The 13,014-nt window shown below is 72.5% G+C and carries 11 protein-coding genes; 5 read left to right on the top strand and 6 right to left on the bottom strand.

Features of this window, described 5'->3' with window-relative positions; genetic code table 11:
- Window positions 1–19 precede the first annotated feature (19 nt).
- The 4 genes from MB828_RS42225 to MB828_RS42210 all read left to right on the top strand — a co-directional run bounded on the left by MB828_RS42225 (window position 20) and on the right by MB828_RS42210 (window position 3,783).
- Window positions 20–754, top strand: a complete 735-nt coding sequence (locus MB828_RS42225; protein ID WP_133026787.1) for a response regulator transcription factor — start codon at window positions 20–22, stop codon at window positions 752–754.
- Window positions 751–2,178 carry a sensor histidine kinase gene (locus MB828_RS42220; protein WP_301652793.1) on the top strand — a complete coding sequence of 476 codons (1,428 nt, stop codon included), beginning with the start codon at window positions 751–753 and terminating at the stop codon, window positions 2,176–2,178. Before MB828_RS42225 ends, MB828_RS42220 begins: the two co-directional genes overlap by 4 nt.
- Before the next feature lie 80 nt (window positions 2,179–2,258).
- The gene (locus MB828_RS42215) at window positions 2,259–3,002 is read left to right on the top strand and encodes a PH domain-containing protein (RefSeq protein ID WP_301652792.1); all 744 of its coding nucleotides are present in this window, start codon (window positions 2,259–2,261) and stop codon (window positions 3,000–3,002) included.
- A 67-nt stretch (window positions 3,003–3,069) separates the two neighbouring features.
- Window positions 3,070–3,783: a response regulator transcription factor gene (locus MB828_RS42210; RefSeq protein ID WP_301652791.1), complete on the top strand. Its 714-nt coding sequence runs from the start codon at window positions 3,070–3,072 to the stop codon at window positions 3,781–3,783.
- Here MB828_RS42210 and MB828_RS42205 read toward each other — a convergent pair.
- Both MB828_RS42205 and MB828_RS42200 read right to left on the bottom strand, forming a co-directional pair.
- The gene (locus MB828_RS42205) at window positions 3,773–5,563 is read right to left on the bottom strand and encodes an ABC transporter ATP-binding protein (RefSeq protein ID WP_301652790.1); all 1,791 of its coding nucleotides are present in this window, start codon (window positions 5,561–5,563) and stop codon (window positions 3,773–3,775) included. The genes MB828_RS42210 and MB828_RS42205 overlap by 11 nt on opposite strands.
- Before the next feature lie 718 nt (window positions 5,564–6,281).
- On the bottom strand, window positions 6,282–8,078 hold the full coding sequence (locus MB828_RS42200; protein ID WP_301652789.1) for a bifunctional metallophosphatase/5'-nucleotidase: 1,797 nt from the start codon (window positions 8,076–8,078) through the stop codon (window positions 6,282–6,284).
- 168 nt (window positions 8,079–8,246) lie between these two features.
- On the opposite strand from MB828_RS42200, the gene mshD reads away from it, so the two are divergent.
- The gene (gene mshD, locus MB828_RS42195) at window positions 8,247–9,176 is read left to right on the top strand and encodes a mycothiol synthase (protein ID WP_301652788.1); all 930 of its coding nucleotides are present in this window, start codon (window positions 8,247–8,249) and stop codon (window positions 9,174–9,176) included.
- A gap of 40 nt (window positions 9,177–9,216) precedes the next feature.
- On the opposite strand, the gene MB828_RS42190 is transcribed toward mshD, so the two are convergent.
- The 4 genes from MB828_RS42190 to MB828_RS42175 are packed head-to-tail and all read right to left on the bottom strand — an operon-like array spanning window position 9,217 to window position 13,010.
- Window positions 9,217–10,752 carry an ABC transporter permease gene (locus MB828_RS42190; protein ID WP_301652787.1) on the bottom strand — a complete coding sequence of 512 codons (1,536 nt, stop codon included), beginning with the start codon at window positions 10,750–10,752 and terminating at the stop codon, window positions 9,217–9,219.
- A complete protein-coding gene (locus tag MB828_RS42185; RefSeq protein WP_301652786.1) occupies window positions 10,749–11,609 on the bottom strand; it encodes an ABC transporter ATP-binding protein in 861 nt (286 codons plus the stop codon). Before MB828_RS42185 ends, MB828_RS42190 begins: the two co-directional genes overlap by 4 nt.
- Window positions 11,610–11,637: 28 nt before the next feature.
- The gene (locus tag MB828_RS42180; protein WP_301652785.1) at window positions 11,638–12,471 is read right to left on the bottom strand and encodes a zf-HC2 domain-containing protein; all 834 of its coding nucleotides are present in this window, start codon (window positions 12,469–12,471) and stop codon (window positions 11,638–11,640) included.
- Complete coding sequence (locus MB828_RS42175; protein WP_301652784.1) at window positions 12,468–13,010, bottom strand: RNA polymerase sigma factor; 543 nt, start codon at window positions 13,008–13,010, stop codon at window positions 12,468–12,470. Before MB828_RS42175 ends, MB828_RS42180 begins: the two co-directional genes overlap by 4 nt.
- Window positions 13,011–13,014: the final 4 nt, after the last annotated feature.

Here is a 13,014-nt window from a genome sequence, read left to right as displayed (position 1 = left end):
CCCCGAGGAAACGCGAGCGATGAGCCCCGCCGAAGGCGACCGTGACCCCCAGCGCATCCTGATCGTCGACGACGAGCCGGCCGTACGCGAAGCGCTCCAGCGCAGCCTCGCCTTCGAGGGGTACGAGACCGAGGTCGCGGTCGACGGCGCGGACGCGCTGGAGAAGGCCACGGCCTACAAGCCGGACCTGATCGTCCTCGACATCCAGATGCCGCGGATGGACGGCATGACCGCGGCCCGCCGGATCCGCGGGGCGGGCGACACCACCCCGATCCTGATGCTGACGGCCCGCGACACGGTCGGCGACCGGGTCACCGGGCTCGACGCGGGGGCCGACGACTACCTGGTCAAGCCGTTCGAACTCGACGAACTCTTCGCCCGCATCCGAGCGCTCCTGCGCCGCAGCTCCTACGCGGCGTCCGTGGTGGACGGGGCCGACGAGGACGAGGCGCTCACCTTCGGTGACCTGCGCATGGACCTCGCCACCCGGGAGGTGACGCGGGGCGGGCGCCAGGTGGAGCTGACCCGGACCGAGTTCACCCTCCTGGAGATGTTCATGGCACACCCGCGCCAGGTCCTCACCCGTGAGCAGATCCTCAAGGCCGTCTGGGGCTTCGACTTCGAGCCGTCGTCGAACTCGCTGGACGTCTACGTGATGTACCTCCGCCGCAAGACCGAGGCGGGCAGCGAACCGCGTCTCGTCCACACCGTGCGTGGCGTCGGGTACGTCCTGCGCCAGGGCGGCGCCGAGTGACCAGGCTCGTCCGCCGCTTCCGCACCCTCCCGATCCGCGCCCGCCTGTCGATGCTGGTCGCGGCAGCGGTCGCGTTCGCGGTGGCAGCGGTCTCGGTGACCTGCTGGTTCATCGTCCAGGGCAAGCTGTACGACCAGCTGCGGAACGACTTGCAGCGGGAACAGCGCGGTCCGGCGATCTACGGGATCATCAGCGGCGCCATCGCCGACTGCTCCGAGACGCCACGGGACGCCAACAGCTACCGGACCAACTACGGCCAGGCCGTCACCCTGGACAACAGGATCTGCCTGCTGCCCGGCTCCACGGGCGAGGTCAAGGTCACCCAGGACGACAGGAACAACATCAAGGCCGGGGACACCGACACCCTCTACTTCCGCAACGGCACCGACAAGGACGGCAACGCGCTCCGCGTGATGACCCAGGTGTTCCCCACCGACACCGGCTCCCACGTCGGGCTGGTGACCGCCGTCCCCCTGAAGAACACCCAGGACACCCTCAAAGACCTCGCCCTGATCCTCCTGCTCGTCTCCGGTGTCGGAGTTCTCGGGGCCGGGGCCGCCGGGCTTGCTGTGGCGCGGGCCGGGTTGCGGCCTGTCGACAAGCTCACCGAGGCCGTCGAGCACGTCGCCCGTACCGAGGACCTGAGTGTGCGGATCCCGGTGGAGGAGGCGTCCGACGACGAGATCGCGCGGCTGTCCCGCTCCTTCAACAGCATGACCACCTCCCTGGCCAGCTCCCGTGAGCTCCAGCAGCAGCTGATCGCGGACGCCGGCCACGAACTGCGCACCCCCCTCACCTCGCTCCGTACGAACGTCGAACTCCTCACCCGCAGCGAGGAGACCGGCCGCCCCATCCCCGCCGCCGACCGCAAGGCGCTGCTCACCTCGGTGAAGGCGCAGATGACGGAGCTGGCGACGCTGATCGGCGATCTCCAGGAGCTGTCCCGGTCGGAGGGCCAGCGCGGTGAGCGGGTCCAGGTGGTGGCGCTCCAGGACACGGTCGAGGCGGCGCTGGGCCGCGCCCGGCTGCGCGGCCCGGAGCTGAAGATCACGGCGGACGTCCGGCCGTGGTTCGTCCGCGCGGAGCCCTCCGCGCTGGAGCGGGCGATCGTCAACATCCTCGACAACGCGGTGAAGTTCAGCCCCGAGGGCGGCACGATCGACGTGGCCCTGGACCACGGCGTCCTCACGGTCCGTGACCACGGTCCCGGCATCCCGGAGGACGAACTCCCGCACGTCTTCGACCGCTTCTGGCGCTCCCCGTCGGCCCGCGCCCTCCCCGGCTCCGGACTCGGCCTCTCCATCGTGGCCCGCACGGTCCAGCAGGCGGGCGGCGAGGTCACCCTGACCCGCGCACCCGGCGGCGGCACCGTGGCGACGGTCCGCCTCCCGGGAGCCTCCACCCCTCCCCCGGACGGCCAGTGAACCCGGTGCCGTAGGGGACGCGGGACTACGCTCTCCTCAGTCGCGCACCAGTTCGGTGCGTCTGGGGGAGGGCGTGGGGCGTGGGCGACGACGGCGTGGAGCGGGTGTACCGGAAGCGGCGGCGGGTGCCGCGGGCGTATCTCGGGCTGCTGGGGCTGGTGTTGGGGAACGCCTTCGTCCAGATCGTCCGGTTCTCCGGTGAGCGTCCCGGCGACGGGGCCGGCCCCCGGTGGGGAGCGCCGGTCTTCGCCGTGCTGATGCTCGTGACGCTGGTGCGGGTCGCCCTGGAGCAGTACCGGGCGTACACGAGGGTCACGTCCGCCGGGATCACCGCGCGGGGGCCGCTGCGGACCCGTACCTGGGCCTGGTCGGACGTGTACGACATCCGGGTCGAGCAGGCCCCGCGCGGTTCCGGCCGGGCGGCACCCCAGTGGCTCACCTACCTGTACGACGACCGGGGCCGCCGCTTCCTGCTCCCCCACCTCAACGACTGGCAGTTGGACGACCCGTACGCCGAGGTCGCGGAGCTGTGTCTGGCCGCCGCCCCGCACCGCAGCCTCACCTGGGAGCGACGCCCGGACGTGGAGGAACGGATCCGGCGGGGCGCCGTGCGCCGCAAGGCGTGGCTGTGGGGGGTGCACGGCGCCGTGGCGACGCTCGTCGTGATGATCGTGGTCGCCGTCGCGCTGGTGATCGCGGAGCGGGCGGACCACCCGTTCCTGCTGATCGTGTGCGTGCCGCCGGCCGCGGGCGTCGTCCTGGCCGCCGTACTCCAGTGGTACTGGGGCGTCCGGCCGCCGCGCTCCCTGGCCCGGCAGCCGTAGCCCACGCACATCTCCGCCCCAGCCCTCTCACAGGCCCTCGTCACAGTTTTGTCGGATGGCGAGTCAGATGGCACGGAGGATTTTGCTGGCCGACGACGACGCGGCCGTGCGGGACGGGATCGGCCGGCTGCTCAGGTTCGAGGGGTACGAGACGCTGCTCGCCGGGGACGGCAGAGTGGCCCTCGATCTCGTCGGGGCTCCGGAGAGCGAGCCGGACCTGGTGCTGATGGACGTCGAGATGCCGGGGCTCGACGGCCTGGCGGCCACCCGGCGGATCCGGGCGTCCGGGTCCACCGTGCCGATTCTCATGATCACCGGACGGAATGCCGTGGGGGACCGCATCGTCGCCCTCGACAACGGCGCCGACGGGTACCTGGCCAAGCCCTTCGCCGCCGAGGAACTCCTCGCGCGGGTGCGGGCGTTGCTGCGGCGCAGCCCGCGGCCCGAGCCGGCGGCGGAGCACGCCGGGGAGCGGTGTCTCGTCTTCGGTGACGTCACGATGGACCCGCGGACCCGGGCCGTGCACCGCGGGGGCCGGCCTCTGGACCTGACCAAGACCGAGTACGCGCTGCTGGAGTTCCTGCTGCGGAACCCGGGGCGGGTGCTCGGCCGGCAGCGGATCCTGCGGGACGTGTGGGGGTTCGAGTTCGAGCCCGCGTCCAACACGCTGGACGTCTACATCATGTACCTGCGGCGGAAACTGGAGAGCCGCGGCGAACCGCGGCTCATCCACACCGTGCGCGGGATGGGGTACGTGCTCAGGAGCGGTGCTACCACCTGAGAATCATCGTCTCGTCCGGGGCCGGTGCCGCCGAGTCCGCCGCGACCGTCTCCGGGAGGGGGTGGGCGAGGTCCGCGTACGCGCCGTCGCGGGCGAGGAGTTCGGCGTGGGTACCCGCCTCCACCAGGCGGCCGCGGTCGACGACGAGGATGCGGTCGGCGTCGGGGGCGAGGGTGAGGTCATGCGTGATCATGATGGTCGTACGGCCCGCCATGAGCCTGCGCAGCGGGGCCACCACCTGGCGGGCGGCGATCGCGTCCAGGCCCGCCGTGGGCTCGTCGAGGACGAGGACCGGGGCGGCGCGGAGCATCGCGCGGGCGATGGCGACGCGTTGCAGCTGACCGCCGGAGAGCGCGGCCGTGCCGGGGGCGATGTGGGTGTCGTACCCCTGGGGCAGGGCGGTGATGAAGTCGTGGGCCGCCGCGTCCCGTGCCGCCTGCTCGATCTCGGTGTCCGTCGCGCCGGGGCGTCCGCACCCGATGTTCTCGCGGACCGTGCCGTTGAGGATCAGCGTCTGCTGCGGGAGCAGCGCGACGTTCTCCCGGAGGAACTCCAGGGGTACGTCGGTGAGCGGGACGCCGTCCAGGCAGATCACGCCGGCCGAGGGGTCGTAGAAGCGGGTGAGGAGCTTGGAGAGGGTGGACTTGCCGGCGCCGCTCTTGCCGGTGACCAGGACCAGTTCGCCGGGGCCCGCGGCGAAGTCGACGTCGCGGAGGGAGGCCCGGGGGGACTCCGGGTAGCGGAAGGAGACGTTGTGGAAGCTGACCCAGCCGCGGACCGGCCAGGGGCCGACGGGCCGGGCGGGGTCGGTGACGGCGGGCTCGGCGTCCAGGATCTCGCCGATGCGCTCGGCGCCGGCGGTGGCCGCGGTGAGGGTGAGGCCGAGCTGGCCGAGGTTGCGGACCGGCGGGTAGAGGTAGCCGAGGAAGGCGGCGAAGGCGAGCAGCTGACCGAGGGTCATCCGGCCGGCGGAGATCTCCCAGACGCCCAGGCCGATGACGGCGAGGACGCAGAGGGTCTCGACGACCTCGACGAACTGGGCGTACATCTCGCTGAGGCGGGCGCCGCGCACACTCGCCCGCATCCAGGCGCGGGCCTCGGCGTCGAGGCGCTTCTCCTCGTCCCGGCGGCGGTTGTAGGCCTGGGTGAGGACGACGTTGCCGAGGGACTCCTCGACCACGGAGGTGATCGCGCCGTCGGCGACCCGCTCGTCCTGGGAGGCGGTCCGGATCCGGCCGGAGAAGCGGCGGGCGGCGACCAGGAACAGGGGCGCGAGGACGAAGGTGGCCAGCGCCAGGTCCCAGCGCAGCCAGCAGGCGGCGGCCGCGTAGAAGACGGCGGAGAAGGCGGCGGCGACGGTGCCGACGACACCGGAGACGACCATCTGCTCGATGGCCTCGACGTCACCGGTGAGGCGTTCCACCAGGTCGCCCTGGCGGTGCCGCTGGAAGAAGTGCGGGGGCAGGTCCTGGACGTGCCGGAAGACCTTGGCGCGCAGGCGCAGTACGAATCTCTCGGCGGTCCAGGTGGCCAGTGAGTTGCCGAGGTAGCCGACGAACGCGCCGACCGCGGCGACCAGCAGCCAGGCGCCGGCGGGGCCCCAGAAGGCGGACAGCGAACCGGCCTCCAGGGCGTTGTCGGTGAGGTTCGCGAAGAGCAGGATCGCGGCGGTCTCGGCGAGCGCGGACACCACCACGCACGCGATGATCACCCACAGCCACTTGCGGTCGCCGCGGGTCAGCGGCCAGAAGCGGCGGAAGGCCGCACGGGCTTCTCTCATGGTCGACAACTCCCTTCAGAGGTATCGGTGGGGCGTAAAGGGCCGACAGGGCTGACAGGGTTGACAGGGCTGACAGGGGGCGGACATGGCCGAGGCGGGGCCACCGGTCGCGACCACGCTTAACCGGTGACCCCGCCTCGCTGTGTGCGTCAGCCGTTGTCGACGGGGCGGCGCTTCGGGGCCGGCTTCTTCGCGACCGGCTTCTTCGGGGCCGGAGCGGGCTTGTGGTGCTTCTTGACGGGGGCGATCTTGCGGAAGCTCATGGTGACGTACCTCTCTGTCGTGGGGTCTGTCGTGATCCTGCAACAGCTTTTCTACCGTTCTGCTGCAATGACCTGTGAATTGATTTGAATTACTTCTGTGAATTCTTTGTCAGCGCTCGTCGCCGACGGGGCGACGCTTCGGGGCCGGCTTCTTCGCGACCGGCTTCTTCGGGGCCGGAGCGGGCTTGTGCTGCTTCTTGACCGGGGCAATCTTACGGAAGCTCATGGTCTCTCCTTCGATTCGTTCGTTCTGTCGTCCGCGCCGTTCGCTTTCGACATGGAAAACACTACGTGATCCGCGAGCCGAGAAAAGCCATTTCCGCTAAGACATCGATGAATTACAGCTGAGACATATTTTCAGGAGCAACTGGGAACCACAGGCCCCTTCACACAGGTTTTATGAAACAGAACGGGCCCGGTGCGCGTGGTTACGCGCACCGGGCCCGCGAGAGGGGTCACTGAACGATCGTGATCCGGTTGGCGGCCGGCGGGGTGAGCGGGCTCGCCGCCGAGGAGTGGGCCGTCAGGTACTGGGCCAGGGCCGCGAGGTCGTCGGTGCCGACCAGGTCGTCCGTGCCGAGGCCGAGGGTGGTGAAGCCGTCGCCGCCGCCCGCGAGGAAGGAGTTGGTGGCGACGCGGTAGACGGCGGCCGGGTCGACGGCCTTGCCGTCCAGGCGGATCGAGTCGCTGACGACCCGGTCCGCGCCCGTCTTCGTCAGGTCCAGGGTGTACGTCAGGTTCGCCGACGGCTGGAGGATCTTCGGGGCCGCCGCGTTGCTGCCGCTCACCTGCTCCTTGAGCACCTGGATCAGCTGGGCGCCGGTGAAGTTCTGGAGGTTGACCGTGTTGGCGAACGGCTGGACGGTGAAGCCCTCCGCGTAGGTGACGACCCCGTCGCCCTCACCGGCCTTGGCCGCGTAGGTCAGCCCTGCCCGGACACCGCCCGGGTTCATCAGCGCCAGGTCGGTCTCCGGGTCCAGCTCCTTGCCGTAGGCGAACTGGGCGTCGGCGATCAGGTCGCCCATCGGGGACTCGGTGCCGGTGCTGCTGACGTCGGCGGAGATCCAGCCGATGGGACGGTTGCCGATCGGGGCGGCGAGGGTGTTCCACTTGCTGATCAGCTGGGTCATGTCGGGCGCCTTGGCGACGTCCCGGGTGACCACGTGGTTCGCGGACTTCACGGCCGTACGCGCGATGTCGCCGGTTCGGCGGTCGTAGGTCAGCGTGGTGTCCGTGTACAGGCGGCCGAAGGAGGCGGCCGAGGTGACCATGCGCGGGTTGCCGGCCGGGTCGTCGACCGTGCAGACGTACGCGGCGTGGGTGTGGCCGGTGACGAGGGCGTCCACCGCCGGGGTCACGTTCTTCGCGATGTCGACGATCGGCCCGGAGATGCCGTCACCGGCGCCCGGGGAGTCGCAGTCGTAGTTGTACGACGACGAGCTCGGGAAGCCGCCCTCGTGGACCAGCGCGACGATCGACTGGACGCCCTGGCGCTGGAGCACCTTGGCGTACTTGTTGATCGTCTCGACCTCGTCCTTGAAGGTGAGGCCCTTGACGCCGTCGGCGGAGACGATGCCCGGCGTGCCCTCCAGGGTGACGCCGATGAACCCGATCCGCACGTCCTTCTTCTGCCAGACCCAGTACGGCTTCAGGATCGGCTCCCGCGTCTTCTCGTCGAGGACGTTCGCGGCGAGGTAGGGGAAGTCGGCGCCCTTGAACCTCTTGTCCGTGTAGCAGCCGTCGGTGGGGTGGCAGCCGCCGTTCTGCAGGCGTGCGAGTTCCTTCGCGCCCTCGTCGAACTCGTGGTTGCCGACCGTCGTCACGTCCAGGCCGAGCTTGTTCAGCGCCTCGACGGTGGGTTCGTCGTGGAAGAGCCCGGAGATCAGCGGGGAGGCGCCGACCATGTCACCGCCGGCCGCCGTGACGGAGTACGGGTGGCCTTCGCGGGCCTCGCGCAGATGCGTGGCGAGGTACTCGACACCGCCCGCGTCGATCGTCTTCGTCGTCCCGTCGGCCTCGGTCTCGGTGACCCGGCCGGAGGAGCCCGACGGCGGTTCGAGGTTGCCGTGCAGGTCGTTGAAGGAGAGCAGCTGGACGTCCTGGTAGCGGCTCGGGTGCTGGTGCCCGTGCCCGCTGCCGGAGTGCGCGTCGGCGGGCAGCGCGCTCGCGAGCGCGGCGGCGGTGGCGAGTCCGGCGGCGGACGCGAGCAGTGCGAAGGTACGGCGCCCGGACGGGCGGGACGTGGCCGGCATGAAACCCCCCTGTGGGTCTGCTGAGAAGTGGCCCGGTCCGGCGCAGCCTAGGGTCAACGCGCGTAGCGCAACAGGGGGTTCATGGTTACATCCTGGTTGCCTTTTGCCCTGCCCTTTACCTTCGCCCGTGCCCCCACTTTGTCCGTCCGGCCCCGTACCCTCGTACGCATGACCAGCGACGACACCGCACGGCCGCCCATGTACTCCCGCTCCATCGACACCTACTCCGCGCTCGCCCCGGACCAGGCCGAGGCCGTACTGGGACTGCTCGCGGACGCCGCCCGCGCGGACGGCCAGCAGCCGGTGTCCGAGCAGGGCCGCCTCCAGATCGGCGGGGGCGCCCGGGACGGCGTCTCCCACCTGCTCCTCACCGCCGGCGGCGAACTCGTGGGCTACGCCCAGCTGGAGGACACCGACCCGGTGGAGGCGCCGGCCGCCGAACTGGTCGTCCACCCCTCCTACCGGGGTCACGGTCACGGCCGCGCCCTGGGCAGCGCGCTGCTGGCCGCGACCGGCAAGCGGCTGCGGGTGTGGGCGCACGGCGGGCACTCGGCGGCCCGTCACCTCGCGCAGGTCCTCGGCCTCACCCTGTTCCGCGAACTGCGCCAGCTGCGCCGCCCGTTGACGGACCTGGACCTGCCCGACCCGAAGCTCCCGGAGGGCGTGACGGTCCGCGCCTTCGTGCCCGGCAAGGACGACGCGGCCTGGCTCGCGCTGAACGCGGCCGCCTTCGCCCACCACCCCGAACAGGGCTCGCTCACCCAGCGCGACCTCGACGACCGCAAGGCGCAGCCCTGGTTCGACCCGGCCGGCTTCTTCCTGGCGGAGCGCGGGGACGAACTGCTCGGCTTCCACTGGACGAAGGTCCACGAGGAGGAGCGCCTCGGCGAGGTGTACGTCCTCGGTGTCGCCCCGGCCGCCCAGGGCGGCGGCCTCGGCAAGTCCCTGACCACCGTGGGCCTGCGGCACCTGGCGGACCGGGGGCTGCCGACGGCGATGCTGTACGTCGACGCGGACAACAAGTCGGCGGTGGCGGTCTACGAACGCCTGGGCTTCACGACCCACGAGACGGACCTGATGTACCGCACGGAGACCTGAGGGCGGGGGCACGGCCGCCTTCAGGTCTCCGGCGCGGCCGTCACCCGCTCGCGCAGTCGTCCGCGCCCTTCGGCACCTTCACCCCGAGGAGCCGTGCCGCCTCGGCCGTCGTGGTGCCGGCCGACGTGAGGTCCGCCCAGTCGGCCTTGACCCGGGACGTGACCGCGGCACGCGGCGCGCGCAGGAGTTCGCGTACGACCTGGGTCTGCTGGGCCGTGACGCCCATGCTGCCGCCGTCCGGGGTGAGGACGGCGGCGCCGCCGCTGAGACTGTCGTCGACGCGCAGATGGCGGAAGGTGTTCTCGGGGGCCGGGTCGGTGGCCAGGGCCAGCCAGAGCGTCGTGATCGTCCGGGCGTCGCACATGTTCTCCGCGGTGCGCTCGCTGCCCGCTACCAGGACCCTGGCGACGCCGACCGCGAGCTCGGGGACCCGGTTGCCGCCCCACTGGGTGCCGACGGTGACGGTGCCGTGGACGGGACTGGTGGGGAGGGTGGCGTCCGTGGTGAGGTCGGTGACCGCCTCGATGCGCTGGCGGACGGTCAGCCGGGCGGTGGCCGCCTCGCCGCCCGCCCCGGCGCGCACCCGGCGCACCACTCGCGCCCAGTCGGCCGTCCAGCCCGTCCAGTCGGGGTACGCGCAGTAGCGGGAACCGTCCCGGTCCACGCAGGTCTGGAACCGCTGCGGGTGGTCCGCCTCCGCCTTCCGCGCGGCCTGGAGCGCGGCCGACGGGCCCGGTGTCTGACCGGCCACCCCGGCCACCGTCGCGGCCAGCGCCACGGCCGTCACCGCCTTCAGCGCACGGGTCCGGCCGCCCGCCACCAGCACCGCGACGCCCGTCACCAGCACGGTCAGCCCGGTCAGGTACAGCGCGTGCCAGGCCGCCGGGCGGCCCAGCAGGTCGCCAGGGACGGGGGTGCCGCCGTTCTCCTGCACCGTCGGCCAGAGCCACTGGACACCGTGCGCACCGCCGGTGACACCGCCGAGGAGGGTGACGAGGACGGCCACGGCGATCACGAAGAGCACCGGCGTCGCCGCGTGCGGCAGGACCCGGGCCAGCAGGACGCCGACCGCCCCGGAGAGCAGGACCGTCAGCGGGGCGACCGCGAGTTCGGCGAGCGACCCGTGCCCGGCCGCGCCCGGCCGCGACGCCGCCCAGCCGAACTGGACGCCCACCACCAGGGCCACACCGACGGCGAACGGCACCACCGACAGGGCGTGCGCCAGAGTGCGCCGCGGCGCCGACATGACCAGCACCGAGAACTGCTCCTCGACGCCGCGCCGCCGGTTCAGCAGGGCGGCCCGGTGCACGCACACCAGCAGGGCGACGCAGAGCAGCATCGGACCGCCCTGGGTGGTTCGGTCGGTGTCGTGCAGGACCGGGTAGGCGTCCATGCCCTCGTCCGGTCCGGCCAGCTGGTAGCCGACATAGGCGAGATAGAGCAGGCTGAGCACCACCATCGGTATCTGCAACGCCAGTTGGCGCGCCTCGAAGACCGCGAGGGCCAGCACGGACGCGGTACGGCGGCCGGGGCCGGGTGTCACCGGTGTCTCCGGCGTCACGAGTGCCGTCGTCATGCCGCCTCCTCCGCGGTCTCCTCGTCGAGGACCAGCAGGTAGCCGTCCTCCAGGGTCGGTTCGAGCAGGTCGGCGCCGGGCGGCGGGGCGCCGACGTTGCGGAAGGCGCCGGTGCCGGTGCGCCAGCCCGCGCGGGCGCCCGGGGCGCGTTCCGTGCTGCTCCACACCCGGCCCGCGGCCCGCGCGGTCAGCTCGGCCGGCGTGCCGTCGAAACGGACCCGGCCGCCCGCCAGCACGATCACGTGGTGGCAGAGCATCGCCACGTCCTCGGTCTGGTGGGTGGAGAGCAGGACCGTCCGGCTCTCCCCCGCCTGCGCGATCAACTCGCGGAACCGCATCCGCTGTTCGGGGTCGAGGTGGACGGTCGGCTCGTCCAGGACCAGGAAGGCGGGGTCGCCGACCAGGGCCGCCGCGAGGGCGACCCGCTGGCGCATCCCGCCGGACAGCCGCTTGAGGCGCCGGCCGCGGACGTCCGCGAGACCGACCTGGTCCAGCACGCGCCGTACCTCGCGGTGCCGCTCGGCCCGGCCGGTCAGCTCCTTGAGGACGGCCACGTAGTCGACGAACTCGAAGGCCGTGAAGTCCGGGTGGAAGCCGGGGGTCTGCGGGAGGTAGCCGAGGGTGCGCCGCAGGGCCAGGCGGCCGGCGGGGGCCGAGGGGTCCTTGCCGTGCACCGTGAAGCCGCCGGAGTCGGGGGGCACAGCCGTGGCCAGGACCTTCAACAGGGTGGTCTTCCCGGCGCCGTTCGGGCCGAGCAGGCCGGTCACGCCGTCCGTCAGCCGCAGGGCGACCCCGTCCAGGGCCCGGGTGGAGCCGTGGCGCACGGTCAGACCGGTGGCATCGACAGTGGTGGTCAACTCGATCTCCAGGAAAGGTCGGTGAGGGTCAGCGGGGCTCGGTGTCGAAGCGGTCGCGGGCCTGGTGCAGCAGGAAGGTCGCCAGCGCGGCCAGTGCCGCCGCCACCGACTGCCCGGCCGCCGTGAAGGCCGCGGGGGTGCCGGCGGGGTGCATGGCGGCCACCGCCATCAGCAGCGTCCAGGCGCCGCCGACCAGGCCGGGGCCGAGCAGCGGGCCCAGCCGGGCGGCGAGCGCGAGCCCGGCCGCGGTGAGCGCGAGGGCGGGCAGCAGCCAGCCGAAGGCCAGCAGGCCGTAGCCCGGAAGGGCCAGCGCGGCAAGGGTGTTGAGACCCAGGGAGGCGGTCAGCGCGGCGACCGTGCGGATCATCAGCAGCCGGAACCCGTGGGTCGGGGCGACCGCGGCGATCTCGTGGGTGGGGTCGAGCGCGGGCCCGTACGACAGTGCCACCGCGGCGAGCGGGAGGAGCGGGGCGAGCGCCAGGAACAGGGCCGGGGCGTCCACCGCGTGCACCACCAGGACCGTCGCCGCCAGCACGCAGGCCACCGACGCCAGCCAGGAGCGGCGCAGTACCGGGGTCGCGGTGAGCAGCCGCGCGGTGTGCTCGGCGACGCCGGCGCGGATCAGCAGCCGCTCCCCGAGCCGGGGCCGGGGCGCGTCCAGTTCGGCGTCCAGGCGGTCCCAGCCGGCGTCCAGCGCGGTCCGGTCGGACACCGCGGCGAGCACCGCACGGCACCGCGCGCAGGAGCCGACGTGGGTGTCGGCCGACCACAGCAGCGGCGGCGCCAGCTCGCCGAGCGCGTAGGCCCGCAGATCCTCCTCCGTGACGTGCCAGCCGCTCTCCGGAGCTTCGGTGTCCGTCATGCCAACTCCTCCCGCAGCTGCTTGCGCGCCCGCATCGCCCGTGTCTTGACCGTGCCCGGCGGTATGCCGAGCAGGACCGCCGCCTCCCGGGTGGTCAGCCCGTCGATCACCGTCGCCTGGAGGACCGCCCGCAGTTCGGGCGAGAGCCGGACCAGGGCCCCGGCGAGGTCCCCGTGCTCCACCCCCGCGAGCACGCGTTCCTCCGCCGAGGCCTCGTCCCGGTGGCGCAGCCGGGCCAGCGCCTGCCGCAGCCGGCCCCTGGCCCCGTCGCCGCGCAGCGCGTCGACCAGCCGCCGCGACCCGATCCGCCACAGCCATCCGGCCGCGTCACCCTCCTCGCGGTAGCGGGCGGACCCCCGCCACACCGCGAGGAACGTCTCCTGCACGACGTCGTCGACGACCGACGGATCCGCGCACCGGCCGCGCAGCCGCGCGGTCAGCCACGGCGCGTACCGCCGGTACAGCTCCTCGAAGGCGCGCCGGTCGGCGTCGGCCGCGATCGCCCGCAGCAGCTCCCCGTCGCTTCTCGTTCCGCTCACGTCT

Origin of the sequence: Streptomyces arenae (assembly GCF_022343545.1) — a bacterium.
Lineage (GTDB): Bacteria > Actinomycetota > Actinomycetes > Streptomycetales > Streptomycetaceae > Streptomyces > Streptomyces humi.
This window is presented reverse-complemented; position numbering and strand designations above follow the sequence as displayed.